Here is a 21,143-nt window from a genome sequence, read left to right as displayed (position 1 = left end):
ACTTGTGACGGCGAGAAGGTCACGAAAGCCAAGGATGAAAGGAGAATGAACATGAATAAAAAATGGTTTTCCATTGCAACTGTCGCATTGCTCCTGTCTGGAAGCCTGGTAGCCTGCTCCAGCACAACAGGGACGCCTGAACCAGCGACGCAGCAAGAGGGCACAAGCCAAACGACACCGGCTTCTTCTGATAATGGACAATCAACCGACAGCTCGGTTTCGCAAGATCAATCGACGCCAGATGCATCGGCAAACAGCTCCGATACGACCACAGGCGGTTCGGACAGCACAGGCCCCTCTTCTGATGCCCCGGCAAGCGCTGATGCACCAGCCAGTGACAGCAGTTCAGACAGCAAGTCTGACGCATCGTCTGGCACAACTGGTTCGACTGGAACGGAAAACAGCGGATCTGCCGATCAGTCGACTTCGACTGACGCGAGCAAGCAGTAACGATTCGCCAACTGGAAACACGTTTGTTAACGTTTGTTGAAACTCCTCTACTTCCCTCCCGTTTTATATATATTTGGCGGCTATAGGCCGTCTTTTTTTTGCTTTTTTCTGATCGGGGCGTTTGTGTGAAAAGATGTTGCAATTGGAATTTTTGTTGAATTTATTGTAAAGTGGGGGTAGTTTTCAACAGGGGGCGGGGAATGCGTTGGTGCTGTGAGCGCATGGGATGTAAGCTTCGTGATTTTCGGTTTCAAATGCATGGAATGTTGGGGAAGGCCGGGTTTTGCTACGTTGCCCGGGTTATGTTTGGCGGGTCATGTCATGTTTCGCAGGCCCACAAGCTCTAGTCAGGCTACGCTAGCCCAAGTCAGGCAACGTAAGCGCCTGTCAGGTTACGCAAGCCCGAGTCAGGCAACGTGAGTCCAAGTAAGGTTACGCACGCTCAAGTCAGGCAATGCAAGCCCAGGTCATGTTGGCGTAGGCCCATGCCTACTCTCTGGCTTCTCATCGAGCAATGCGCTTTTGCAATAGCGCGGCTGACAAGCAAGACAAAAAACGGTTTGGCGGGAGGAAACTGTCGTGATTACATATCCGTCTTTGAAAAAAGGAAGTACGATCGGGGTTACTGCTCCGTCCTCAGGGGTGCCGGGCGAATTGCATGAGCTGCTCAAGCTCGCCTGCAGGCGGATGGAGGAGCGCGGCTACCAGACCGTGTGCAAGGACACAGCCTGGACGCAGCAAAAAGCCAAGTCTGCGGAGGCAAAAGTTCGTGCGGCCGAGTTTAACGCATTGCTCCGCGACGACAGCATTGATCTGATTATCCCGCCGTGGGGCGGCGAGCTGCTGATTGAAATTCTTGAGTACCTTGATTTCGAAGCCTTACCTGCCAAATGGGTGCTCGGCTACTCCGATGTCAGCCTGCTGCTTTTTGTCATTACACTGAAAACGGGCCTGGCAACCGCGCACGGAGCCAACCTGATCGATTTGCGCGGAACGTCCATGGATGAGACGACAGCCAAGTGGGAGGCGGTGCTTTCGACTGGGGCAGGCGAGCAGGTTGTGCAGGAGGCATCGGCTCTCTACCAGGCGCAATGGCAGCATGACAAGCCCACTCCGGTTGTTTTTCACCTCACAGAGCCGACCCGCTGGAAATCGACTGAAGCCGCACCGCTAAAACTGACAGGACGGCTGCTTGGCGGCTGCATTGACGTCATCCGCCACGTCGTCGGGACGCCTTACGGAGATGTCCGGCGGTTTCAACGAGAGCGGATTCAGAACGAACCGATCGTCTGGTACCTGGAAAATTGCGAGCTGTCGACTGCCGATTTGCGCAGGTCGCTTGTACAGATGAAGTTGGCAGGCTGGTTCGAGCATTGCGCCGGGATCATGTTTGGGCGCAGCGCAGCGAATCAACCCGTAGACGGCTATACAGCAGAAGATGTATATCAGGAGCTGGCCGCAGAGCTGCGGGTACCGATCCTGTACGACATCGACTGTGGGCATGTGCCTCCGCAGATGACGTTTGTAAACGGAGCGCGCGCCGAGATCGACATGACCGGGGAAAGGCCGCGGGTGACGCAGACTTTTTGTCCGTAGTGGTGGGCTAGATAGTGGCATATAGAGAAGGACAGCAGGAAGTCTGCTGTCCTTTTTTCGAGTAGGCGATACGAGTTTGTAAACGTTCGTTCGCGCTGTGTAGGGACAAGGGGGGCGAAGGGCTTCGCGTAAAAATGGATGAAGCCATGTTTACTCAAGCTCGTAACGGTCTTACCCGTCTGAAAACGTCAATTGCTTTCCGACGATTCGCGCTTGTGCAGATTCGACAGGGCTACGCCGAGAAAAATAAAGGCCGCTCCGACGAAAAAGCTGACGCCCAGGTGCTCGTGCAGCAGAAGCCAGCCCAGAAATGCGCCGACGATCGGCTGGACGAAGAAGAAACCTGCCCCACTGCCCGCCTGCATCAGTTCGAAGCCTTTGTTCCACAGGTAAAACGCCCCGGCTGTCGAGATGAGTCCGATGTACAGCACACCGGCCCAAATCTCCCAGCCAAACTGCCAGGAGACAGGCGTGACAGACAGTTCCCAGACCATGACAGGGCTGGTGAAGACGAGACCAAATAAGGCCACGTACGTTGTGACGAGCAGAGAGGAATAACGCTGCGTCGCTTTTTTGCTGAGGACGGTGTAAAGCCCCCAGCTTACCGCTGCCACGAGCAGAATCAGGTTGCCTGTCAGAGACGACTGGGCGTCCGCCTGGTCCGGCACGCCGATGACGATGATGACGCCCACGGTTGCAAGCAAAATGCCTGTTGCCTGCTTGAAGTGGATTTTCTCTTTGAGCAGCCAAACCGCGAAAATGGCGATAAAAGCAGGGGAAGCGGAAGTAATCAGCGCGCCCATATGCGCGGTCGAGAGCTTCGTGCCGAGAAATTGCGCCGCGATTGAGATGGTGACCCCGACAAAGGCAATGGTCATCAGCAGCGGATAATCTTTTTTCAGGACGGTTTCTCTGCGAGCGAGAGCGAAAGCCCCCAAAACGATCAGCGCGATGCCGAAGCGCAAGATCAAAAGCGTAAACGGCGGAATGACGTCCAGCACGACTTTGCTCACGACGTAGACGCCACCCCAAATTGCGGCAGCGAGAGTCAGGCAAATGGCGCCGAGTAACGATTGCTTCCATTGTGAATGCGACATGAATAGTCCCTCCCGGAATGAATCTGAATGGTACAGTCAGGCTTGTTAGCCGGGAGGCCGTTAGAAAAACCGCTTCCTCACCGACTAGGCGAGGACAGGTACATCACATTCGAACAGGCGACGCTTCATTGCGGTTCACCTCCTTATGGCTCAGATGGGGAGTCAAGCCATTTTGCGACCAAAAGCACTGGCTGCGTCAGCAGTCCAACGGGCGCTTCCACCTGGCGATACTGTTCGTAGCCGAGCCTGCCCCAAAAGCGCAGAGCGGACTCATTATGCGCGATGACTCCATGGTGGATGTGCCGGGTGCCGTGTACGGCGCAGAAGCTCTCGAACAGCTTCACCGCTTCTTTACCCAGTCCTTTTTTCTGCCAGGAAGCGTGCAAGACGAGCAGGCTGATCCAGCTTTTCGGCTCGCTATCGCTTGCGAGGACGACGTGCATCACGCCAACGGGTGTCCCTTCTACGGCCAAAAGCAGCCAATATCCCTGGGGAATGGCAAGCGTCGAATCGTACTCCGCTTCCAGCTCGCTGAGGGTCATGGTGCTGACGTTGTGGCGCAGCAGGTTGTACCCGGGGTTGCTGTTGTACACCTCCAGCACAAACGGCAGCTCTGCGCGCGGCAATTCGCGGATGGCGAGCCTTTCCCCGGTGAGCTTCAGTGTCATTTGGTCCCTCCGTATTTGCGAATCAGCCCGATCTGTCCGCCGTGATAGCCCATGTGGTAGATCAGGCGTCCGAGTGCCTGACGGGGAGTCAGGATGCCGATTGGAGCTTCGCACGGAACATCCCATGCTTCGGGCGGCAGCGCAGCGAGAGAGTCGACCAGATGGCGGTACGAGGCTTCACAGATGGCGAGAAGCGCCGCCAGATCGGTGAAGTTCCCTTCGTCTTTGACCGGGCCGATGGTGCTCAACGAGATGTCGGAAGGGAGTGGACGCTGAAAAAACATCAGACAGAACCGATACTCGACTTCGGCGATATGGCGAATCAAAAAGCCGATGGAATTAGAGCCCGGGGCGAGCTTTAAGGGAAGCTCGTCAGCCTGCAGATTGGCCAGCGCGTCCATGTAACGGGAGCGGGCCGTTTGCAGCGAAGGCAGCAGTTCCTGCTCAAACATCCAGCCATCCTTTCCAGATCGCTTGTTCTTTTCTTTTATTATAGGAGAAACAGAGGGAAAGACCAGCAGAATCGTTCGGAATATTTTGAATGAATATTCACTCAGTTACCGATATTCGTTATACTGGAAGAAACAGTCCAAGGAGTGAGAGAGATGGCCCATCGCTTTGCGTTTACCGTGCAATCTACGGATATTGATGTCATCGGTCATGTGAACAATGCCAAATATTTGGAGTACATGGAGTGGGCGAGGTTTGACTGGATCTGGCAACTGGGATTTACGCTCGATGAATTGAAGCGGCGGGCCGTAATGCCTGTGGTTGTCAATATCAATATCAACTATCGAAAAGAGCTGCATATGCGCGAAGAGGTGTACGCGCTTACGACTGCGCTGCGGGTTGGAGAAAAAAGCTTCGTGATTCGCCATGAGCTGTACAACAGCGAGGACGTGCTGGCCGCAGACGCCGATGTCACAATGGTCATGATCGATGCGAACACGAGACGGTCGGTCGCGCTGCCGGATGAATTGAAAGCCGCGTTGGAAAAAGAGCTGGCAGCCACATAACCTTCGATGCAATGGGGGCAATGGACGATGGTCACTTGCCTCCTGCCTTGCCTGCACGCTTACTTGCGCAGTTGGTCGAGGCGAAACGCATTCCACTCCAGCGCACGCAGGGCAAGCGTTTCCAGCACGCGTTCGTGGCGGTCCTGGCCGTCTTTGACATCTGCCATGTCCTGTTTGAGCAGGGCGACGTCTTGTTTTAGTTCAGCCACGTCCTGCTTGAGCACAGCTACATCATGCTTCAGCTCAGCGACCTCACCTTTAAGCTGATGCACCTCCATCGTTAAAGCTTCCAGCTTGGCGTCTGTCTCGTCCTGCCTGTCCAAAATGGCGCGCGTAACCAGACGAAGCTCATTCATTCCTTCCAGCAGTTGGTCGATTTTTTCTTCTGACATACCGTCAGCCTCCTTTTTCGTAAAATGTGCCAAAATTGTTATGGTGTCGCCGATAATCCGTTACAATGATCTTAGCAAAAGACAGCGGCTCACGCAGATATTTTTTAGAGGAAAAATGGAGGAAAACAGGGAAGAGGAAGTGACCATCTTGTCTCGATTCAGCACGATATTGTTTGATCTCGACGATACGCTGTTTGATTTTTCTGCTTGCTGGGAAAAAGGGATGCAGCAGACGATTGCCACACATGCACTCACGACTGACCTGGACGGCGCGGAGCTGCTTGCGGCGTTGCGCCGCCACGGAGACGATCTGTGGGTGGATGTTATAGCGAAAAAGTACGATTTTACGCAGTATCGCCAGTTGCGCCTGCAGAGGGCCATGGCCGACTTAAACCGCACGATCGCAGTAGAAGAGGCTGACGATTTCCAGCGGACTTACCAGGCGGCTTGCCTCGAGGCCGTCCAGCCTGATCCGGCTGTGCAGGCTGTCATCGCGAAGCTGGCAGAGGAGCATAAGCTTGGCATCGTCACCAATGGTCCGGTAGACATGGCGTTTATCAAGCTGGAGCGTTTGGGGCTGTCTGCTTACTTCCCGCAAGAGCGGGTGGTGATTTCCGAGCTGCTCGGCTACCATAAGCCGGACCCGCGGATTTATGCGGCGGCGCAAGAGCGATTCGGCGTGGCGAGCAGCGAGGTGCTGTTTGTTGGCGATACATGGGAAGCGGATGTGGCAGGAGCTATTGATGCGGGGTTTTCCGCTGTCTGGCTGAATCCACGTGGGAAAAAGGCCACTTCTGCTCATCAGCCGCTGGCCGTTATCGAACGGCTGGAGCAGTTGCCAGCGTATTTGTAGTGTGGAGTTGTGACAGTAGCGTCGGACCGCAGCAGTAGCCAGTAGTAAACTTGTGCCAGCAGCGCCAGCCACAGCAGTAGCCAGTAGTAAACTTGCGACAGCAGCGACGGGCTGCAGCAGTAGCCTGTAGTATAACTTACGACAGATCGACGGCCACAACAGTAGCTATACTCACTCGTAGCCAGCATTTACCCCCCCATCAACAACCTCCCCAAAAAGACAGCTCTTTCCCTCCGCCAACGAAATCGCCACCCTGCCAACCGCAGCTTGCGCGTGTTTTCGCTACAGCCGGGTCAAGAGCTGTCTTTTTCTATTCCCCTCGCCGCGCAGCTTTCCGCTCGCTCCACCGCTTTGCCGCCCAGGCCAGATTGACCGCGAGCAGCCCGCAGACGATATACATCGAAACAGTCCACTCGCCATTTCCAAATATCAGCCGATACGCCAACACTGTCGCCAGAATCAGCGTAAAAACTCCACTAGACATCCCCATCCTCCTGCATAAATATATTTTTCCAGAGAGGGCACATCGACGTTCACGCCGTAAATGTCCACACGCGCTTGCACGAGGGCGCACACCAATGCGGCCACCTTTTGCTCCTCATCTACCTGAAGCTGGAAGCGGCCTTCTCCCCAACGGATGTTGCGGCTCAGCGACTCGACAAAGGCGCGCAGCGCGGCTTGTTCTTCCGCGGAAAAGGCGGAGTGGCGCACCTGGACCTGCCGCCAGGCTTGCTGGGCGGCCTGCAGTTCGGTGAGGCTGCCTTCTGAAGCGATCTTGCCGCTTTTCATAATCGCGATGCGGGTGCAAATTTTCTCTACCTCGTGCAAGTTGTGCGAGGTCATGAAAATCGTTTTGCCTTGCTGATGCAAGCGCAACAGCAGCTCCTGAATGTGCAGGGCTGACTCGACGTCAACGCCGGAGGTCGGCTCGTCGAGGAACAAAATCTCCGGGTCGCCGACCATTGCCTGGGCAATGCCCAGCTTCTTTTTCATCCCGAAGGAAAACGTTTTGGCTTTGCGCGCAGCGTGTTCGCCAAGCTCTACGGCGTCGAGGATGCGCATGCAGTCCTCATGCGTCAGTCCAACTTTTTTGACGCGGGCGAAATAGCGCAGGTGATCCGCAGCAGACAGAGAGTCGTAAAAGGTGGAATAATCGGGCAACACGCCAATGCGTCGCTTCCAGTCTTCCGTCTGGACATCGTGGCCGAACATCCGGATACGGCCCGAGCTCGGGCGGATGATGCCTGTCAGCATGTTGATAAACGTAGACTTCCCCGCCCCGTTTCTCCCCAGAAACCCGAAAATTTCTCCGCCTCGCACGGATAAGCTCACCTGATCGACCACGGTGCGATCGCCGAAGCGTTTGCTCAATTGCAGCGTTTCAATGACGGCCATCAACAATCCCTCCTTTGGAACAAGTACATGGAAGCGCCGAGAAACAGAGCGGCATAGAGCCAGATAAACCCGATCCAGGCGCCGCCTTTTTCCATAAACACAAACGGGGTCAAATAGGCGATCCACTGAGCGGCCGGATGGTCGGAGAAGGTGCTCCACAATCCGAGTCCAGGCAGAAGCATCGCGGCGACGATGCCGAGAAACATCGTGTAGCTCGGCCGAGGGACCACAAGCGAGAGCAAAAGCGCCAGCGAGATGCAATAGACGAGCAGCGACAGGCACTGCCAAAAGGTTTTGCCGTCAAACGTATGGACAGTGACCAGCACCACGCCGAACGTAATCGCAAGACAGCTCAGCCAGAAGCAGACGACCCCGAGAAATTTCCCGAGGACAATCTGGTTCCGGGACGTGCGCGTGACGAGAAACCGCATCGTCCGCCCCGCCAGCTCGCGGTTGATGACGTCATGGGACAAGCTGAATACGAACAGCGGCCCCAGGAGCATAATCAGTGTAAAAATACCGAGGGCGTGCCCCTGCGCCAGATCCTGTGCCGGGACAAAAGCCGCCGCCCGATTGACCAGATCGGAAACCCAATACGATACGCCGACGATAAAGGCGATCGTAATCAATGACTTGATGCTTTTAAACAATCGAACATATTCGTGCCTGCAAATAGCCCACATAAGCGTGATCGCTCCTTTCCCTTTCAGCATAAGCGACGAATCTTTCCTGTACGAAACCGCAACCTTACCATTACCTTATCTTTTTCGTAGCCGCCCCTCGCCCGTGATATGATGAAGGAGAAAAAGGGAGTGAGAACGTGGAAAAAGAAGCGAAAATCTTGCTGGTAGACGACGAGGAAGCGATTTTGCACATGCTGAAAACGGTGCTGCAAAAAGAAGGCTTCGTTTACATAGATACGTGCACGCGAGCAGAGCAGGCGTTGCGATTGGTAGAGGAGCGCCGCTATGATTTGCTGATTCTCGATGTGATGCTGCCGGACAAAAACGGCTTCGAGCTATGCTCCGCCGTTCGCCAGCGCACGAAGGCGCCGATTTTTTTCCTGACGGCGAAAGGAACGGATTTTGACAAGCTGAGCGGCTTTGCCCACGGGGCTGACGATTATATTACGAAGCCGTTTCACCCGCTTGAGGTCGTCGCCCGGATGAAGGCCCACCTGCGCCGGACAATGGGAATGGCCGCTCCTGCCGCACCCCCGGAGCCAAAAATTTACGACTTCGGCCGTTTCCAGGTCAATGCGGATGCTGCCGAGCTGATCGTAGGCGGCGAGCAGGTGGACTGCCCGGCGCAGGTGTTTTCCTTGCTCGTGTTTTTTTGCCAGCATCCAAACCGCGTGTTCACCAAAGAGCAAATATACGATCACGTCTGGAAGGACGAGTACGGATTGTTTGATGAAAATACAGTGATGGTGCACATCCACAAGCTCCGCCAGCGAATCGAGGAAAATCCGGGACAGCCCAAGTATTTGCTTACTGTAAGAGGGGTGGGCTACAAGCTGGTGACGCCAGGGAGACAGGCATGAACCTGCGCAAAAAACTGATTCTGCAATACGTCCGCCAGTTTTTCGGCTTTTTGCTGGTGCTGCTCCTGTGCCTGATCGTGTCGCTGGTTCTTTTGGGCATTCGGCTGATGAACGAGGAGATGGAGGCAGACTTGTCGCGCCTGGTGGCTTCCGACCTGCAAATGCAGCTTGAATACGAGCAGGGAAAAGTCAGCGTCAACGACCGGGTACGAAAAAGTGTCGACAGCCACAACGGCTGGCTGCAAATCATCGACCGCAACGGCAAGCTGCTGTACGCGTACCGCACGCCGGACAATGTTCCGCAGGAGTACGAGCCTGGAGAGTGGATCGCGCAGGCGCAAAATGACGAGAGCGCTCTCTACCACGTGAAGCATTGGGTAGTGGATCTGCCGGAGGCAAACACAAACAAAAAAGCAATCGTGTTGTACGGAGCACCCGCGCCGGAAAATGCCTTGATGGCAAAACTGCTCGCAGCGAAGCCTGCCAACGGTGCGGCTGTCCCGGCCGAGCTGGCGCAGAGCTTTTCCCGGGAAAAGGCGTGGTACGCCGTCTATGATCGGCAAGGGCGGCTCAGCGGACAGTACAACGCGCCACAGATGGCCGAGCAACTCGACTTGATCCAACTGTTGCAGATGGAAAACGAAAACAGAAATACTCCGGACTTTACCGTCAGCCGTTACGACAAGGAGAGCGGGCTTACGTACGTAGTCGGTATGGCGAATCCGTGGTACCGTCCCGGAGCTGCCGCAGAGTCTGTCGACAGCATGATCGCGGACACTTTTTGGCAGGTGGGGATTATTCTGATCGTGTCCGTGCTGGTCGCAGGCAGTTGGTATGCGCTGCGCATCGGGAAGCCGCTGTTGCACATGGTGAACTGGCTGGGCAATCTGGCGCAGGGGCGCTATGCAGAGCCGACAGGAAAAAACGGACGGCGTGTCGGGACGACGCGAAAAGGGAAGCGCAAGAAGTCGTTTGCCGTCTTTCAGGACATTTTTGACGCGCTGGCGAAGCTCAGCCATACGCTGCAGGCGAATGAGGAACGGCAAAAGGACGTGGAGAGGACGCGCGAGGAATGGATATCCGGGCTTTCCCACGACCTGAAGACGCCGCTCAGCTCGATTTTCGGCTATGCGACGATGCTGGAGTCGGAGCAGTACGAGTGGGGCAGAGGGGAAGTCAGCCAGTTTGGCCGGACGATCCGGGAAAAGGCAGACTACATGAACGGCCTGATTGAAGACTTGAACCTGACGTACCGCCTGAAAAACCACGCGCTGTCCATGGTCAAGGAACCCGTCCCGGTCGTGGAGGCGATCCGCCGCATTACGGCTGACCTGGTCAACGAGCCGGACGCAGCCGGGCACGATATCGGGTTTGAGGCGCGCGAGGAAAAAATAGTCGCGATGGTCGATCCGAAATGGTTTTCGCGAATCATCATCAACATCTTGACGAATGCGATCCGGCATACGCCGAAAGGGACGGCTGTGCGCGTAGAGGTTAGCCTGGCAGCACCAGACAGCTTTGTTGTCCGGATTGCGGACAACGGCCCGGGGATGGATGAAAAAACGTTGGCAAACTTGTTCGAGCGCTATTACCGCGGAGGCCATACCGAGGAGGACACGAGCGGGACAGGATTGGGAATGGCGATTGCGAAGCAGCTCGTCATCGCGCACGGAGGGCAAATCGACGTCAAAAGCCAGCCGGGAAAAGGAACGGAGGTTGTCATGACCTTTCCGTGCCAGCCAGCCGGACAGTGAGCTGTTCCAAGTCGGAGCGCGAATACAAAAAAGGTGCCGCTGCCCGTGCAGACGACACCTTTTTTATTTGCCTAGTGAATGGCGTTTTTCTTGAATTGTCCGCCGCGCACGTCGTGGATGTTGCCGACTGCGAGGAAGGCACTCGGGTCGATTTCTTCCACGATCAGCTTCAGCTTGGCCTCTTCCAGACGGGTGATGATGCAGAAAATGACTTTCTTGTCATCGCCGGTGTAGCCACCCTCACCTTTCAAATAGGTGACACCGCGTCCCAGACGGGCAACGATGGCGTCTCCCAATGCCTTGTGATTGTCGCTAATAATCCAGACCGACTTGGATTCCTGGAAGCCTTCGATGGTCAGATCGATCATTTTGAAAGCAATGTAATAGGCGATCAGCGAGTACATCGCGCGATCCCAACCGAATACGAATCCGGCACTGCTCAAAATGAATAGGTTGATAAACATGACGATCTCACCAACGGAGAACGGAGACTTTTTGTTAAACAGTACCGCAATGATTTCCGTACCATCCAGAGAGCCGCCGTAACGCAGGACGAGCCCTACGCCAATTCCCAAAATAATGCCGCCAAACACGGCTGCCAACAGCGGATCATCCGTCAAGCCAGGGACTTCGTGCAACAGCATCGTACCCACGGACATGACACTGACCCCAAACAGCGTGGAAATAGCGAACGTCTTTCCGATTTGCTTATATCCGATTATGAGAAAAGGCAGATTAAGCAAGAACAGGAAAATGCCAAGAGAAAGAGAAGTGAGATGCGAGGCAATGATGGAGATACCTACAATTCCTCCGTCGATGATCTTGTTCGGCACGAGGAAAATCTCCAAAGCTACCGATACAAGGGAAGCACCGACGAGAATAAAGAAGATTCTCTTCAGCAACTTTCCAATGGGTAATTTTTGATGAGTCGAAATTGCATTTTGTTGTTCCATCGTTTCTCTCCCCATTGTGAAATTTTCTACTCTCTTATTATAACATTCATTTTTGATTGACTACTGCTCAATTGCACATTATACGAAAAAAATAGCAAAATCTGATATGGATAATGAAATATGGGAGAAGGCACGCAGCTTGCACGGGATGGCCTGGACGCAAGCGCTCGCCAGTCTAGTCTGGAAAGCGGCGCCGAAAGCAGGCGAGGACGATTTTGTGCTGCGCGCCAAAATTTGGCGTCTGGCAGATCAGTCTGACATGACCAGATACGGGCACTCCCCGGTAGCAAGCACGATGTCGAGGTCGATCTCGACGGTGGCCCCTGTTGCATCGAGGACGAAAAAGCGCTTGGCAAACGTCTGCCGATAGTCGTGCAAAAGCTGGGTAAACGGCTCCCAATCCGCCTGGAGCATATGGCGGTTCAGTTCAAAAACGACGGTTTTCGCCTGCTTCGCGATGATTCTTTCCATGCCGAGAAAAGCCTGATACTCGCCGCCTTCAATGTCGATTTTGACAAAGTCGACGCGCTCGTCGGCACGGATAAGCTCATCGACGGCAGCGGCTTCTGCTTCGATACAGTCAAATTCGTCCTTGTAGTGCTTGTGGTAGTCTGCGCTGTGCTGGTGCAGGGAGCTGTTGCCGAGGAAGCGGCGGGAGGCGTAGAACGCGATGCGGGACGGCCGGGAAAAGGCGGCCAGCGGATAGGGGTGAACCTGATCGTGAAAAATCCGGGAATTACCTCCTTGGTGGTTTTGCAAAATACATTACAGATTATGTACAGCAGGACGTTTTGAGACGTGTTGCTTTCATTACGGCATGGCAAAAGGGCAAAAGAAAAAAGCTGTCTCCAGGGACAGCCTTTTTGTTATGCGGAAAAGCGTGACTTTGTCTTACTCTTTGGTAGCCGCTACTTCAGTAGAAGCTTTTTGCTCGCCGTGTCCGTCCATGTATTCGTCAGGACCGATGATGCCAGCTTCGCGGTCTTGTTTCTCCAGCTCCAGCGCTTTTGGCACAGAGAGCCAGTAGGCGAGCGCGATGGCGATCACACCTGCACCGAGCTTGCCGAGCATCACCGGCAAGATGATGTTAGGCTGGAAGTTCGCGGAGAAGGACAAGTGGTCGCCCAGCAAGAACGCCGCACATACCGCGAAGGAGATGTTGATGACTTTGTCTTTTGGCGGCATGGAGCGCACGAGGCGGAACATGGCCAAAATGTTGGCGACAGTTGCCAGCAGCCCCGCACTGCCTGTAGGACTGAGGCCCAGCTTGTTGCCCAGCGCTTCCAGTGGCTTCGCCGCGTATTTGCGCAGCAAGTACACCATCGGGAACGCACCGCAGAGCATGATTCCGATGTAACCGGCTGTTTCCAGCGCGCGGTATTGATCTTTCGGGTCGGCGATGATCGGATCGAATCCCCAAGAGCCGAATACGGTAGAGAAAATGCCTGTAAAGTATTCCACGATCGAAAACACGAGAACGAGTTTGATGCCAGCGTCCATTGTTTTACCAAAGATCATGAATCCGCGAATCATCAGGTCAGGCATGAAGCGCAGACCTGCGGCAATCGCCACAACAAAAATCAGGATAGGGGACAAGTTCAAAAGCACCTGGCCGATTCCGATGGCAAACGCATACGTGGAGTCAGCGTTTGTAGAGATTTCAGCACGAACTTGCGCGTTTGACAGAGAGAGAATGGCACTGGTGATGAAAGCGCCGATCGGAACAGTCAAAATCCCGGACATGACGCCAAGCGCCATGTATTTGTGGTCGCGCTTGTCGAGCATGGCCAGCCCCATTGGAATGGAGAAAACGATCGTCGCACCAGCCATCAGACCGACGACCATAGCCATTACCCAGCCTTCTGTCGAGCTTTTCAAGATGTTCGCCAACTGGTAGCCACCCATGTCGGAAGCCAAAATGGCTGTTGCCGCGAGGGCAGGGTCGGCGCCGATTTTGTGGAAAATCGGCGACACCGCTTTTTCCACAAACCACGAGATGTAAGGGAGGGAGGCCATGATCCCGGCTGCGGGAACGAAGATGTAGCCGGTTGAGTGAATTCCTTCCATGAACTCCTTGCCAAGCCCTTCATCGCTGTTGCGGATTGCGGCGACAGCACCGATGACTGCGCATAGCATGATGATGTAAATAATGACACTTCCAATGTGCTCCATGGACAACCCCACCTTTTTGAAAGATGTAAACAATAAAAGCGCTTAGGATCCCTGAAAACCGGGGATTTGCCCTAAGCGCCTTTGCTTATTTTCGTATGGACTTGTTTAAACAGCTTGAAGATTGATAAATCATCTGGAACCGCTTTCAAACGAGACTAAAAAATAAGCGAAGGAATGATGTCTCAGCTTGTATCATTGTGTAAATTTTGAAAACTTCATGCTGGAAAGCGCCATTGCTTTTCGCTGCATTATACCGTGATTATATGGGGAGCTTTGTCTGTTGTCAACAGCTCTTTAGGAACAAAGTCCGAATTTTATGGCGGGTGACCGACAAAAAGCGGCCGCGCAGGTTGAAAAAGAGCGAAAAAAAGCCGCCCTGCTATCAAGCAAGGGCAGCTTTGTGAGCCAATTACAGTTTTACTACGTTCTCAGCTTGTGGTCCGCGGTTGCCTTCTACCACGTTGAATTCAACGCGTTGGCCTTCTTCAAGAGTTTTGAAGCCTTCGCCAGTGATTGCGCTGAAGTGAACGAATACGTCGTTTCCGCCTTCAACTGCGATGAAACCATAACCTTTTTCAGCGTTGAACCATTTTACTGTACCTGTTTGCATGGGTGTTACCTCCAACAAAGTTAAAATGAATATGCAACTTTTATTTGTGGATAAAATAAAATTCACACATTGTGAAAGGTTCAAACATAACTGTAAACCCTTTACAATATGTGAACACTCATTTGAAACTTCTTTTGTTTAAATTAATACTACCACAGGCAGGAGCGGAAATCAATCAGTTACTTTCAGATCCGTACAGCAAAAAAACAAGGAAAGACGGCGAAAAGACTGGATGTCTCGCGCGCCGCCTTATTAATGGGGGAATTTACCTAGCGATAAGGAGAAAAACTTCACTCGTTCCGCGATGGGCTGGAACTGTTTTTCGCCAGGCTGTGCGGTTGGCTTGCCGAACGCGTTCATTTTTTCTTCTGTCGGTCCGAAGCTTTCGGCTGGCACGATTTTGCGTAGCGTTTCCTTGGTGATGCTCCACAGCATGTCGTGGTGTTCGCCCAGAAGCACAACGACGCGGGCGCTTTGCGAGTTGAAGGAGGAAGGCGTATGCTTGACGGCTTCTTCGACAAGCTCGCGAATACGCTCGTCAGAGACAACAGCTTCCTTGCTGATTCCGTAATAGGTGCGTCTGTCTTTTACGGCTGTGAAAAAATCTTTACTCAGATTCATACCTCCCTCCAATGGCTTTTTTTCTTTAACAGGATGCATGGAAAATGCAAAACTTATTCAATGTAATATAATTACTTTTCGTAACTAAATATATTTTATTGAAGAATCGTTGTTAATCCTTTTCCAGCAGACGGATGCGTTTTGGCGACAGCAGCGGCGCATTTGTCTGTCAAACACCCCAAACTCTTTACACGAAGGACAAGTAGCGATAACGTGGAGGAGGAAATGTTTTTTCAAGAAAGCTGTACGAAATAAAGAAGGGAAGCAGAGGAAGGAGGGCAGGCTGGAAATGCTTGATGAGCAAAAAAAGCAGCGCATTCTCGTCGTGACGTCGGTAGCGGCAGAGCGGGATGCGGTCATGCAAGGGCTGGGTGAGGACGCACGGTTCACGGTGGCCGTCGGAGGCGTGGGGCCAGCTTCGGCCGCTGCCAGTACGGCGCGGGCGCTGGCAAAGGCGCAGTACGACCTGGTGGTTTGCGCGGGGATTTGCGGCGGCTTCGTCGGCCGGACAGAGGTCGGCTCGATTGCGGTAGCCAGTGAGATCGTCTGCGCAGATTTGGGAGCGGAGACGCCGGATGGCTTTTGCAGCGTGGACGAGCTGGGGTTTGGCTCGGCGCGTGTGCCCGTGGCTGGCGAGCTGGCAGAGCGTGTGGAGCGCGCCATGCAAAAAGCGGGCTTGCCCGTTGGTCGCGGACCGATCCTGACGCTGTCTACGGTGACGGGAACGGCGGAAACGGCACAGGCTTTGGCTGACAGGATGCCGGAAGCGCTCGCGGAAGCCATGGAAGGATACGGTGTGGCGGTCGCTGCGCAAGCGGCTGGCGTGCCTGTATTGGAGATCAGGACGGTTTCCAACGCGATTGGCCCGCGCGACAAGTCGGCGTGGCGAATCAAGGACGCGCTGGAAGCGCTGCGAAAAGGAAGCTCAGTTTTGCGGGAGGTGCTGTAAATGAAGATTGCGTTTTCTCCGTGTCCAAATGACACGTTTGTGTTTCACGCCTGGGCACACGGGCTGATTCCGGGTGCGCCCGAGTTGGACATCATGTATGCCGACATTGATATTACGAACACGCTGGCGACTCGTGCCGAGGGGCCGGAAGTGATGAAAATTTCTTATGCGGCACTGCCGTGGGTGCTGGACAAATACGCGTTGCTCCCTTGCGGCGGGGCTTTGGGCAGAGGCTGCGGGCCGCTCGTGCTGACACAGGGCGATGCAGGCGCAAGCGCCAACGACCCGGCCCGGCTCTCCGGCAAGCGGGTGGCCGTTCCCAGCGAACGCTCGACGGCGTACCTGCTGTTCCGTTTGTGGGCTGCGCAAAACGTCCCGGGCGGTGTAGGGGAAATCGTCGTGATGCCGTTCCACGAAATCATGCCTGCCGTGCGCGACGGCAAAATCGACGCGGGCCTGGTCATTCACGAAGCGCGTTTTACTTATCAAAACTACGGGCTGGCCCTCATGACCGATCTGGGCAACTGGTGGGAAGCAGACACCAATCTGCCGATTCCGCTCGGGGCGATCATCGCCAAAAGATCAATGGATCTCGAAGCGCTGGCGAACTGGACGCGCGCGTCTGTAGAATACGCCTGGGCTCATCCGACCGCTTCGCAGGAGTACGTCATGTGCCACGCCCAGGAGCTGTCCTTCGAGGTTGCCCAGGCACACATTGCCCTGTACGTAAACGAATTTACGCGCAATCTCGGAGAGGACGGCTACGCAGCTATCACCGCCTTGCTGGGGCGCGCTGCCGAGGAAGGGCTTGTCCCTCGATTCGACTTGTCGCTGCTGCGCGGATAACAGGCAACAGAAATGGCGGTCGCGCGAAGGACTGGCCTTTTGCCGATGTGACAAGTCTTTGCGCATAACAAAAGAAAACGAAGGAAGCACAGGGGCTTGAGTCTCTGTGCTTTTTTTGTTGCCACGGCAGCCGAGGGTACGAAGCTGTCCACGGCACGGCTGTGTCCTGCTCTCGCCTGATGGATTCGCATAGCGGAAGCAAAAATGGCGCGGTCGCTAGGCAGGCTGGATAATCCCGCAGGCCAGCCGCTTGCCGCTGTTGCCCGCAGGCTGTGTCCGGTAGTCGTCCGGGCTTTGGTGGATGATGACAGATTTGCCGACGACATCTGCCGCCCTGAACTGGTTGGTGAAAAAGCTCATCCGCGCATAGCCGTCGTTGGAAAACAGGACAGGGAAGTCGCCAGCGTGGTTGCCGTGCGGCTGGTTGGTCGGATTCCAGTGGGAGCCGGCTGCGGTGAACGGATCGTCCGGATTGCCGACGGTGCAGACGCCATGTTCATGCAGGTGAAAGCCAAAAGGGCCAATCGGCTGCTGATTGCCAGTCGCGGGCTTGTAAGGAGGCAGGCCGATGACTTCGACGTAAACCTCCGTTCCGTACGGGACATCGGTGAAGACGATATAGCCGTTCAGGTTCGGAGCCAGCGGACCGCCCTGAATCTGGGCATAAGCCTGTGTCGGGGTGTGCGCATAGTGGGAAGAAATCATGCGCGTATCGTAAAAATAGGGAGGATATCCGTTCATGTTCACTCCACCTTCGCTTTCGTGATCGTTACGATGTTCATCCTATGTCGCGAATGGGCGGATGGTTCATCTTTTCTGTGGGCGGCGAATGTTGACGCTGATAATTATTATCATCTACAATCAGATGGACTTCCCCCGCGGGGACAAAAGGTGAGCAAACGATGAAACGAGTGCTTTTGATTGAAGATGAAAAAAATATGGCGAGGTTCATCGAGCTGGAGCTGCGTCACGAATCGTTTTTCGTGGCGGTTGCCGATGAAGGAAGAACAGGGCTGGACCTCGCGTTGAAGGAAGAGTGGGACCTCATCCTGCTTGATTTGATGCTGCCGGAAATGGACGGGATGGAAGTGTGCCGCAAGATTCGCGAGCGCAAAAAAACGCCGATCATCATGCTGACGGCAAGAGACAGCGTGGATGATCGCGTCTCGGGTTTGGACAGCGGCGCGGACGACTACATTCCCAAGCCGTTTGCGATTGAGGAGTTGCTCGCGCGAATGCGTGTCGTGTTTCGCAGGCAGGAGGAGCAGACCGACGCGCTGCGGGCCAAGCTTGTTTTTCGCGAGCTGACCGTTGACCTGGAGGCGCGAACGGTAGCAAAAGGCGGACAGAGCCTCGAATTGACCAAAAGGGAGTACGATCTGCTCGTGATGTTTATGAAAAATATTAACCGCGTCCTGCCGCGCGACGTGCTGCTCGATACGGTGTGGGGGTACGAGTCTGCCGTCGAAACGAACGTCGTCGATGTGTACGTGCGGTATTTGCGCAACAAAATCGACGCGCCTGAGGAGCGCAGCTACATCCAGTCCGTTCGCGGGATCGGCTACGTGATGAGAAAATGAAAAGATACGCCCCATCCAGACTCCCGATCAAATGGAAGCTGACGCTTTGGTCGTCCGTGCTGCTCTTTTTGGTGTTCATCGCCTACAATACCGTTCAATATTATTTTGTGGAAAAGTGGATGATGCGTCAGGAGGAGCAAGCGGCCGAGCAGACGATGCGCGAGATTCTCAACTTTGCCCTGGAGCGGGAAATCTCCTTCGCGGGAGCCGATCTCGACGAAATGCGCAGCTTTTTGCAAAAAATCAACCAGCACAACCAGCGAATCCGTATCCTCGACGGGCAAGGCGTGCCGGTTGCCGTCGTGTCGGACGGGATCGAAGACAGCCTGGCTGAAACGATCACGCGTGCTCCCCGCGAGCAATGGCGGAGTGTGCACATCAGCAAAAACTTGCTGTTGATGGAGCGGCCGATCACGATTTTTCAGTTTGACGGCACGGTGGAGATCGTGAAAAACATCCAGGAGTTCGAGAAGCTGAGCGGAGCGTTGTTCCGGTTCATGGCGATCGGCTGTCTCGCGGCGGTCATTGTAAGCGGACTCGGCGGGAGACTGCTGGCCCGGCAGTTGGTCAAGCCGCTGCAGGCGATGAACGAAACGATGAAAAACGTGAAGCAAAAGGGTCTGTCCGAGCGGGTGGAGTTTTACGACAATCACGATGAACTCGCCACGACGATGAAGATGTTTAATGCGATGATGGACAAGCTGGAGCGGTCCTTTCAGCAGCAGCGGCAATTCGTGGAGGATGCTTCGCATGAATTGCGCACCCCGATCGCCATCGTCGAAGGGCACCTGGGCATGCTGCGCCGCTGGGGCAAGCACGATCCGGCCGTCCTGGAGGAATCGCTGCAAATATCCGTGGAGGAGCTGTCCAGATTAAAAGCGCTGGTCGAGGAGCTTCTCGTGCTGACGCGGGCAGAGAATCTGCAAATGGATGAAGCGGCCGCAGTATGCGAGCCGGAGCAGGTCATTTCGCAAACGGTAAAAAAGGTCAATATGCTTCATCCCGCCTTCATTATAGAGCGCGATCTGCAGGCGCTGTCCGGGGTGAAGCTGGCCATATCCGCAGAACATCTGGAGCAGATTTTGCTGATTCTTTTGGACAATGCGGTCAAGTATTCGCGGGAACGAAAAAGAATCGCGGTGAGGGCAGCCATTCAGGGCGAGCGAGCCCGCCTGGAGATTATCGACGCGGGAATCGGCATTCCGGCAAAAGACTTGCCGTATGTCACGGATCGGCTGTACCGGGTAGACAAAGCGCGAAACAGAAAAAGCGGCGCCACGGACGGAAACGGCCTGGGGCTGTCGATTGCGAAGCGGCTTGTGGAGCGTTACAACGGAGCGCTGACGATCGAGAGCGTCGAGCAGGAAGGCACTACTGTCAACGTGCTGTTGCCGATTCGCTCGATTGCGGAGAGCGTCTGAAAAAAGTTTTTTTGTTTTTCTCATCGTTTTCTCATTTTGCTTCGCTACAATAAGCCTTGTCGATTGGAAATGATATTCATTATCAAAACAACTTGAGGCAAAGGGGAAGATTCGAAAATGAGAAAAACAAGCATGCTCAGTCTCATGCTCTTTACGATGCTGACTGTGCCATTCATGGCGGGCTGCGGAGCTGGTCAGGGAGAGAGCAGCGCGAGCCAGCCGCAAGCCGGCACTACCGCGCCAAAAGCGGAGGAGACGGCGGCGAAGGACAAGGACCAGGTCGTTAACGTATTTACGGCAAGGCACTACGAGATAGACAGCAAGCTGTTTGCCGAGTTCACCAAACAGACGGGGATCAAGGTCAATGAAGTAAAAGGCACAGCCGAGGAACTGGTGGAGCGCCTGAAGCGCGAAGGCGAAAGCTCGGAGGCGGATTTGTTCATCACCGTGGACGGCGGCGTGCTGAACTACGCCAAGCAAAACGGCGTTCTGCAGCCAATCGCCTCCGCAGAGGTGGAAAAAAACGTGCCGAGCCAATGGCGCGATCCTGACAACGAATGGATCGGCATGGCGACCCGCGCGCGCGTGATCGTCTACGCAAAAGACCGCGTGAAGCCGGAAGATTTGTCCACCTATGAAGATTTGGCGAGCGACAAATGGAAGGGCAAAGTGCTCGTTCGTTCTTCCTCGAATTTGTACAACCAGTCATTGGTCGCTTCCTTTATCGAGCTGAATGGCGAACAGGCGGCGCAAGATTGGGCAACGGGCCTGGCGAACAACCTGGCGCGCAAGCCAGAGGGCGGAGACCGCGACCAGGCGAAAGCGATCGCGGCCAAAGTCGGAGATGTCGCTCTGATGAACACGTACTACGTCGGGCAAATGCTGCATTCCAAAGACGCGGAAGAAGTGAAAGTCGCAGAAAGCGTCGGCGTCTTTTTCCCGAACCAAAACACGACAGGTACGCACGTGAACATTAGCGGCATCGGCTTGACCAAGCATGCGAAAAACAAAGACAACGCCGTCAAGCTGATCGAATACATCACGAGCAAGGAAGGCCAGTCGATGTTGACGCAAGGCAGCTTTGAGTTCCCGGTGAATGCGGAGGCGGAGAAGCCGGCCTTGTTGAAAGAATGGGGCGAGTTCAAGACGCAGCAGCTCAATTTTGCCAAGCTTGGCGAGCACAACAAAAAAGCGGTTGAGCTGATGAACAAAGCAGGGTGGAAATAA

The 21,143-nt window shown here is 54.6% G+C and carries 23 protein-coding genes and 1 pseudogene; 11 read left to right on the top strand and 13 right to left on the bottom strand.

The window, feature by feature from the left end:
• Positions 1 to 51: 51 nt before the first annotated feature.
• On the top strand, positions 52 to 450 hold the full coding sequence (locus tag AC3WJN_RS11520) for a hypothetical protein (RefSeq protein ID WP_081494685.1): 399 nt from the start codon (positions 52 to 54) through the stop codon (positions 448 to 450).
• Positions 451 to 1,029: 579 nt separating this feature from the next.
• Positions 1,030 to 2,046, top strand: coding sequence for a S66 family peptidase (locus tag AC3WJN_RS11515; protein ID WP_005830033.1), 1,017 nt, complete (start codon positions 1,030 to 1,032; stop codon positions 2,044 to 2,046).
• A gap of 188 nt (positions 2,047 to 2,234) precedes the next feature.
• Here AC3WJN_RS11515 and AC3WJN_RS11510 read toward each other — a convergent pair whose 3' ends face one another.
• The 3 genes from AC3WJN_RS11510 to AC3WJN_RS11500 form a co-directional block, all read right to left on the bottom strand.
• Entirely contained in the window at positions 2,235 to 3,143 is a 909-nt protein-coding gene (locus AC3WJN_RS11510; RefSeq protein ID WP_005830035.1) for a DMT family transporter, read from the bottom strand.
• Between the two features lie 143 nt (positions 3,144 to 3,286).
• A complete protein-coding gene (locus tag AC3WJN_RS11505) occupies positions 3,287 to 3,811 on the bottom strand; it encodes a GNAT family N-acetyltransferase (protein ID WP_007779491.1) in 525 nt (174 codons plus the stop codon).
• Complete coding sequence (locus AC3WJN_RS11500; protein WP_005830038.1) at positions 3,808 to 4,263, bottom strand: DinB family protein; 456 nt, start codon at positions 4,261 to 4,263, stop codon at positions 3,808 to 3,810. Before AC3WJN_RS11500 ends, AC3WJN_RS11505 begins: the two co-directional genes overlap by 4 nt.
• 153 nt (positions 4,264 to 4,416) lie before the next feature.
• Between AC3WJN_RS11500 and AC3WJN_RS11495 the strand changes: the two genes are divergently transcribed.
• Positions 4,417 to 4,827: an acyl-CoA thioesterase gene (locus AC3WJN_RS11495; RefSeq protein WP_005830039.1), complete on the top strand. Its 411-nt coding sequence runs from the start codon at positions 4,417 to 4,419 to the stop codon at positions 4,825 to 4,827.
• Between the two features lie 59 nt (positions 4,828 to 4,886).
• On the opposite strand, the gene AC3WJN_RS11490 is transcribed toward AC3WJN_RS11495, so the two are convergent.
• On the bottom strand, positions 4,887 to 5,219 hold the full coding sequence (locus tag AC3WJN_RS11490) for a hypothetical protein (RefSeq protein ID WP_005830041.1): 333 nt from the start codon (positions 5,217 to 5,219) through the stop codon (positions 4,887 to 4,889).
• 148 nt (positions 5,220 to 5,367) lie between these two features.
• Here AC3WJN_RS11490 and AC3WJN_RS11485 point away from each other — a divergent pair, with 148 nt between their 5' ends.
• The gene (locus AC3WJN_RS11485; RefSeq protein WP_274388545.1) at positions 5,368 to 6,072 is read left to right on the top strand and encodes an HAD family hydrolase; all 705 of its coding nucleotides are present in this window, start codon (positions 5,368 to 5,370) and stop codon (positions 6,070 to 6,072) included.
• A 310-nt stretch (positions 6,073 to 6,382) separates the two neighbouring features.
• On the opposite strand, the gene AC3WJN_RS11480 is transcribed toward AC3WJN_RS11485, so the two are convergent.
• From AC3WJN_RS11480 to AC3WJN_RS11470, 3 genes are read right to left on the bottom strand one after another with little or no spacing between them, the layout of a single operon-like run.
• The gene (locus tag AC3WJN_RS11480) at positions 6,383 to 6,556 is read right to left on the bottom strand and encodes a hypothetical protein (RefSeq protein WP_007779499.1); all 174 of its coding nucleotides are present in this window, start codon (positions 6,554 to 6,556) and stop codon (positions 6,383 to 6,385) included.
• Positions 6,532 to 7,467 (bottom strand): ABC transporter ATP-binding protein, encoded by a 936-nt coding sequence (locus AC3WJN_RS11475; protein WP_007779502.1) that lies wholly within the window; start codon positions 7,465 to 7,467, stop codon positions 6,532 to 6,534. Before AC3WJN_RS11475 ends, AC3WJN_RS11480 begins: the two co-directional genes overlap by 25 nt.
• A complete protein-coding gene (locus tag AC3WJN_RS11470; RefSeq protein ID WP_007779505.1) occupies positions 7,467 to 8,150 on the bottom strand; it encodes an ABC transporter permease in 684 nt (227 codons plus the stop codon). Before AC3WJN_RS11470 ends, AC3WJN_RS11475 begins: the two co-directional genes overlap by 1 nt.
• 137 nt (positions 8,151 to 8,287) lie before the next feature.
• On the opposite strand from AC3WJN_RS11470, the gene AC3WJN_RS11465 reads away from it, so the two are divergent.
• Both AC3WJN_RS11465 and AC3WJN_RS11460 read left to right on the top strand, forming a co-directional pair.
• Complete coding sequence (locus tag AC3WJN_RS11465) at positions 8,288 to 9,010, top strand: response regulator transcription factor (RefSeq protein WP_007779508.1); 723 nt, start codon at positions 8,288 to 8,290, stop codon at positions 9,008 to 9,010.
• Positions 9,007 to 10,764: a sensor histidine kinase gene (locus AC3WJN_RS11460; RefSeq protein ID WP_007779511.1), complete on the top strand. Its 1,758-nt coding sequence runs from the start codon at positions 9,007 to 9,009 to the stop codon at positions 10,762 to 10,764. The genes AC3WJN_RS11465 and AC3WJN_RS11460 overlap by 4 nt, the downstream gene beginning before the upstream one ends.
• 71 nt (positions 10,765 to 10,835) lie before the next feature.
• Here the strand turns inward: AC3WJN_RS11460 and AC3WJN_RS11455 are convergent, their stop codons facing one another.
• The 5 genes and pseudogenes from AC3WJN_RS11455 to AC3WJN_RS11435 all read right to left on the bottom strand — a co-directional run.
• Positions 10,836 to 11,717 carry a YitT family protein gene (locus AC3WJN_RS11455; protein ID WP_005830053.1) on the bottom strand — a complete coding sequence of 294 codons (882 nt, stop codon included), beginning with the start codon at positions 11,715 to 11,717 and terminating at the stop codon, positions 10,836 to 10,838.
• A gap of 249 nt (positions 11,718 to 11,966) precedes the next feature.
• Positions 11,967 to 12,476 carry an FkbM family methyltransferase gene (locus AC3WJN_RS11450; RefSeq protein ID WP_005830055.1) on the bottom strand — a complete coding sequence of 170 codons (510 nt, stop codon included), beginning with the start codon at positions 12,474 to 12,476 and terminating at the stop codon, positions 11,967 to 11,969.
• Between the two features lie 132 nt (positions 12,477 to 12,608).
• Positions 12,609 to 13,889, bottom strand: a complete 1,281-nt coding sequence (gene eutH / locus AC3WJN_RS11445) for an ethanolamine utilization protein EutH (protein ID WP_005830057.1) — start codon at positions 13,887 to 13,889, stop codon at positions 12,609 to 12,611.
• Between the two features lie 409 nt (positions 13,890 to 14,298).
• A complete protein-coding gene (locus AC3WJN_RS11440; RefSeq protein WP_005830059.1) occupies positions 14,299 to 14,499 on the bottom strand; it encodes a cold-shock protein in 201 nt (66 codons plus the stop codon).
• 348 nt (positions 14,500 to 14,847) lie between these two features.
• A pseudogene (locus AC3WJN_RS11435) lies at positions 14,848 to 15,120 on the bottom strand (nitroreductase family protein); the annotation flags it as partial.
• Positions 15,121 to 15,409: 289 nt separating this feature from the next.
• Here AC3WJN_RS11435 and AC3WJN_RS11430 point away from each other — a divergent pair.
• Entirely contained in the window at positions 15,410 to 16,069 is a 660-nt protein-coding gene (locus AC3WJN_RS11430) for a futalosine hydrolase (RefSeq protein WP_007779520.1), read from the top strand.
• The gene (locus AC3WJN_RS11425; protein ID WP_005830065.1) at positions 16,070 to 16,915 is read left to right on the top strand and encodes a 1,4-dihydroxy-6-naphtoate synthase; all 846 of its coding nucleotides are present in this window, start codon (positions 16,070 to 16,072) and stop codon (positions 16,913 to 16,915) included.
• A gap of 216 nt (positions 16,916 to 17,131) precedes the next feature.
• Here the strand turns inward: AC3WJN_RS11425 and AC3WJN_RS11420 are convergent, their stop codons facing one another.
• Positions 17,132 to 17,656: a superoxide dismutase family protein gene (locus AC3WJN_RS11420; protein ID WP_005830067.1), complete on the bottom strand. Its 525-nt coding sequence runs from the start codon at positions 17,654 to 17,656 to the stop codon at positions 17,132 to 17,134.
• Between the two features lie 161 nt (positions 17,657 to 17,817).
• On the opposite strand from AC3WJN_RS11420, the gene AC3WJN_RS11415 reads away from it, so the two are divergent.
• The 3 genes from AC3WJN_RS11415 to AC3WJN_RS11405 all read left to right on the top strand — a co-directional run bounded on the left by AC3WJN_RS11415 (position 17,818) and on the right by AC3WJN_RS11405 (position 21,143).
• Positions 17,818 to 18,495 (top strand): response regulator transcription factor, encoded by a 678-nt coding sequence (locus AC3WJN_RS11415; protein ID WP_005830069.1) that lies wholly within the window; start codon positions 17,818 to 17,820, stop codon positions 18,493 to 18,495.
• Entirely contained in the window at positions 18,492 to 19,916 is a 1,425-nt protein-coding gene (locus tag AC3WJN_RS11410; RefSeq protein ID WP_283858740.1) for an ATP-binding protein, read from the top strand. Before AC3WJN_RS11415 ends, AC3WJN_RS11410 begins: the two co-directional genes overlap by 4 nt.
• 117 nt (positions 19,917 to 20,033) lie before the next feature.
• Entirely contained in the window at positions 20,034 to 21,143 is a 1,110-nt protein-coding gene (locus AC3WJN_RS11405; RefSeq protein WP_005830072.1) for a Fe(3+) ABC transporter substrate-binding protein, read from the top strand.

This window comes from Brevibacillus sp. FW306-2-1A-C05A, assembly GCF_058781555.1.
The sequence above is the reverse complement of the archived record's forward strand: the minus strand, read 5'-3'. Positions and strand labels throughout refer to the sequence as shown.

What these genes read in the sequence shown, in the direction of transcription:
- AC3WJN_RS11425 (WP_005830065.1), top strand. Translation starts at nt 16,070, where the DNA reads ATGAAGATTGCGTTTTCTCCGTGTCCAAATGACACGTTTGTGTTTCAC.
- AC3WJN_RS11495 (WP_005830039.1), top strand. Translation starts at nt 4,417, where the DNA reads ATGGCCCATCGCTTTGCGTTTACCGTGCAATCTACGGATATTGATGTC.
- AC3WJN_RS11475 (WP_007779502.1), bottom strand. Translation starts at nt 7,467, where the DNA reads ATGGCCGTCATTGAAACGCTGCAATTGAGCAAACGCTTCGGCGATCGC.
- AC3WJN_RS11440 (WP_005830059.1), bottom strand. Translation starts at nt 14,499, where the DNA reads ATGCAAACAGGTACAGTAAAATGGTTCAACGCTGAAAAAGGTTATGGT.
- AC3WJN_RS11490 (WP_005830041.1), bottom strand. Translation starts at nt 5,219, where the DNA reads ATGTCAGAAGAAAAAATCGACCAACTGCTGGAAGGAATGAATGAGCTT.
- AC3WJN_RS11505 (WP_007779491.1), bottom strand. Translation starts at nt 3,811, where the DNA reads ATGACACTGAAGCTCACCGGGGAAAGGCTCGCCATCCGCGAATTGCCG.
- AC3WJN_RS11455 (WP_005830053.1), bottom strand. Translation starts at nt 11,717, where the DNA reads ATGGAACAACAAAATGCAATTTCGACTCATCAAAAATTACCCATTGGA.
- AC3WJN_RS11520 (WP_081494685.1), top strand. Translation starts at nt 52, where the DNA reads ATGAATAAAAAATGGTTTTCCATTGCAACTGTCGCATTGCTCCTGTCT.
- AC3WJN_RS11405 (WP_005830072.1), top strand. Translation starts at nt 20,034, where the DNA reads ATGAGAAAAACAAGCATGCTCAGTCTCATGCTCTTTACGATGCTGACT.
- AC3WJN_RS11420 (WP_005830067.1), bottom strand. Translation starts at nt 17,656, where the DNA reads ATGAACGGATATCCTCCCTATTTTTACGATACGCGCATGATTTCTTCC.
- eutH (WP_005830057.1), bottom strand. Translation starts at nt 13,889, where the DNA reads ATGGAGCACATTGGAAGTGTCATTATTTACATCATCATGCTATGCGCA.
- AC3WJN_RS11480 (WP_007779499.1), bottom strand. Translation starts at nt 6,556, where the DNA reads ATGTCTAGTGGAGTTTTTACGCTGATTCTGGCGACAGTGTTGGCGTAT.
- AC3WJN_RS11470 (WP_007779505.1), bottom strand. Translation starts at nt 8,150, where the DNA reads ATGTGGGCTATTTGCAGGCACGAATATGTTCGATTGTTTAAAAGCATC.
- AC3WJN_RS11410 (WP_283858740.1), top strand. Translation starts at nt 18,492, where the DNA reads ATGAAAAGATACGCCCCATCCAGACTCCCGATCAAATGGAAGCTGACG.
- AC3WJN_RS11510 (WP_005830035.1), bottom strand. Translation starts at nt 3,143, where the DNA reads ATGTCGCATTCACAATGGAAGCAATCGTTACTCGGCGCCATTTGCCTG.
- AC3WJN_RS11460 (WP_007779511.1), top strand. Translation starts at nt 9,007, where the DNA reads ATGAACCTGCGCAAAAAACTGATTCTGCAATACGTCCGCCAGTTTTTC.
- AC3WJN_RS11430 (WP_007779520.1), top strand. Translation starts at nt 15,410, where the DNA reads ATGCTTGATGAGCAAAAAAAGCAGCGCATTCTCGTCGTGACGTCGGTA.
- AC3WJN_RS11415 (WP_005830069.1), top strand. Translation starts at nt 17,818, where the DNA reads ATGAAACGAGTGCTTTTGATTGAAGATGAAAAAAATATGGCGAGGTTC.
- AC3WJN_RS11500 (WP_005830038.1), bottom strand. Translation starts at nt 4,263, where the DNA reads ATGTTTGAGCAGGAACTGCTGCCTTCGCTGCAAACGGCCCGCTCCCGT.